This is a genomic window from Bacillus sp. SIMBA_031, assembly GCF_046535225.1.
GTDB lineage: Bacteria > Bacillota > Bacilli > Bacillales > Bacillaceae > Bacillus > Bacillus velezensis.
On record NZ_JAWRXC010000021.1, the window covers coordinates 1 to 3,006 of the forward strand.

Consider the following 3,006-nt stretch of genomic DNA (forward strand, 5'->3'; position numbering starts at 1 on the left):
GGTTTTCTCTTTAGGATACTCTCTCGCTGTATTGTTTAAGGTTTCTAAAAAGTACACCTTTTCAGGCTCTGTCATGAAACCTAAATCTGATATTTTTATTTCATGGTTTTTGATAATAGACTTCATTATTTTAATAAAATGTTGTTTCAGTTGAATAACAGATTTTGTGCTATAAAGACTTTCATTGTAAGAGAATATAATATTTAATTCATCATGAGGTATAACCATTACATCAAAATCATAATTAGTCTGTTCGTGTACTTGTAAATCATGAATGCTAAAACCTAAGTCTCTAAACGAATAATCAAAACTTTCTTCAACGTGGTAATTCTGGAATATCATAATATGATTAACTAATTTATGTTTTACTTCTGACAATGATTGAATTTCTGCTAAAGGATAATAATCAAATTTGGAAGATTCTAATGATGCTCTTTGTACATCTTTAAGGAGATCTACAAAACGACTATCTCTATTGGTTTGAATTCTTACAGGGATTGTATTAATAAATAATCCCACCATCTCTTCAATGGCTTCTACCTCGGCATTCCGTCCGGATACAACCGAACCAAAAACGATATCGTCCATACCAGTGTATTTTTGAATTAAAATCCCCCATAAAGTCTGGATGACAGTGTTAAAAGTTACTTTTTCCTGCTTACTAATATTTACTAAGGCTGCTGTCATTTGCTTATCAATGGTAAAATCAAGACTTTCCTTTTTAAATACTTCATATTGATTCCTTGTATTCACCGGAAGCTGAGCGTGATTTGAGTAGCCTTCAATATATTGCTCCCAATACTGTTGTGCTTTATTCTCAGGCTGCTTCTTGAGCCACTTCATATACTCTCCGTAAGACGCCGGCTTTTTCAAGTTAATTTCTTGCTGATTTCTTAACGTAGAATATATAGCAAAAAGATCGTTTATAATAATGCTGCTGCACCAGCCATCCATTAGTATGTGATGGGAACTCCAAATCACTTTATGTTCTTGCTTACTCATCTTTATTACTGATAATCTTATTAAGAAATTTTCACTTAAATTAAACCCTTTTGTTCGATCTTTGAATTGGAAATCTTCAATAAACCGAGACTTTTCCTCTTCATTTAAATGGCTAATATCTTGAAAGTGTATGTTTTCTTTATATTCTTCAAGAATTACTTGTTTGGCTGGTTTTATATTTTCATATACGATAACCGCCCGTAAAATATCGTAACGTTCAATTATCTTTAAGAAACTTTTCTTCAGCAGCTCAATATCCATTTCGCCCTTTGTTGTGAATGATTTTTGTTCAAAGTACGTAGCCGATCCCTTATCCAATAATGAATGGAAGAGCATACCATTTTGCATTGGAGTGAGAGGGTATATGTCTTTAATTTTATTTTGCTTCTGCACTTCGTATTTTTTCTTTATTTCCTCTAACTCTTCGAGTGTCATGTCACTTTCTGTATAATCCGATGGAGTTGTTTCGGTCTTCTCTAGATTCTTACAGTGATCGATAATCGACAATAAATGATTCTTGTAGGCTTCAGCTATATTCTTCATTGTTTGCTCATGATACTTTTCATTATTGTAAGCAAAAGTAATACTCAGTTTATGGTTCGATATGATTCCACTAATATCTATTTCAAATAATCTTTCACTCTCTAAACTAATTGAGTCACCTGGTGATAGTTTAGAGATTTCAAACACTTCATTATCAATACTCTCATCAAACTGACCTAAGTAGTTGAACTTTATTTGCGGTTTTATTCCCTGCCAACTTACTTCATTCTGCATATACTTAAGGATGCCAAAACCTATACCTTTGTTTGGAATCTTCCTTAGTATTTCTTTTACTTTCTTAATTGACTTGTTTAGATGAGATTGATGTATATCTAACAAAACAGGGTAATGGGTTGTAAACCATCCGACCGTTCGAGAGATATCGATATCTCCTTGAAGTATTTCTCTTCCGTGTCCCTCCAAAGTCACAAGCAATTGATCATTTGCAGTCCATTCATTAAACGCAAGCCCTAGAGCTGTTAACAATAAATCGTTAATTTCAGTGTGATATGCACGATTGGTATTTTTCAATAAATCCTCTGTATCTTCTTTGCCAAAAGTAATACAAATGTCTTTGAAATTATTCAATTTGTTTCGAGACTGGGTATCTTTATCTGCCGGTAATTCTCCAATTCCAACTTTATCCAAATGGCTCCAATAACTTATTTCATCATAAAGAACATCACTTTTTACATAATTTTCTAAGTAGCTCCCCCAGTCTTTAAATGAGTGGGTCTTATGCTGAAAGATAATTTTTTCTCCTCGCATTGCCTGACTATACCCTTCGACGAGATCCTCAAAAAGAATTCTCCAAGAAACACCGTCTACTACTAAATGGTGTATGGCGATAAGCAGATGATCTCCTTGACTCGTCTTAAACAAACCTACTTTCACAAGGGGACCCTTTTCTAAATCAATACTGCTTTGTAATTCTTGGCAACATCCTTCAATTAATTTCTCTACATTTTGAGCTGAACGGAAATCCTTTACTTGCAGATCGTATAATTTTGTTTCTGAACTTCTAATGATTTGAGTGACTTGTTTACCATCCTTTTTATAATTCATCCTTAAGGCATCATGATGCTTGATTAATTCTGTAAGTACATTTTTGATTGCTTCATCTTGGAAACCTTCTTTGTTATAGATCATCACAGATTGGTTCCAATGGTGTTGATTAGTAAAGCTATTTTCAAAAAACATTCTTTGTATAGGAATTAACGTTGCCTCACCTGTCACTTCTCTTTGACTTATTTTATTTTCATTTGAAGTAACCTTCTCACTAAGATCTTTTATATTCCCATACTTAAACAGATCTCTGATTTCCAATTTATATCCAAACTTCAGAAATCTAGATGTTATTCTTATAGCTTTGATAGAATCTCCACCTAAATCAAAGAAGTTGTCATGAATTCCGATTTTTTCTACTCCGAGAACATCTGACCATACGCTGGCCAAGGTTTC

General features: G+C 33.3%; 1 protein-coding gene. It reads right to left on the minus strand.

The window, feature by feature from the left end; translation table 11 throughout:
- Positions 1-3,006: condensation domain-containing protein (locus SB724_RS19285; RefSeq protein WP_410572388.1), on the minus strand; the 3,006-nt coding region annotated here is incomplete at both ends.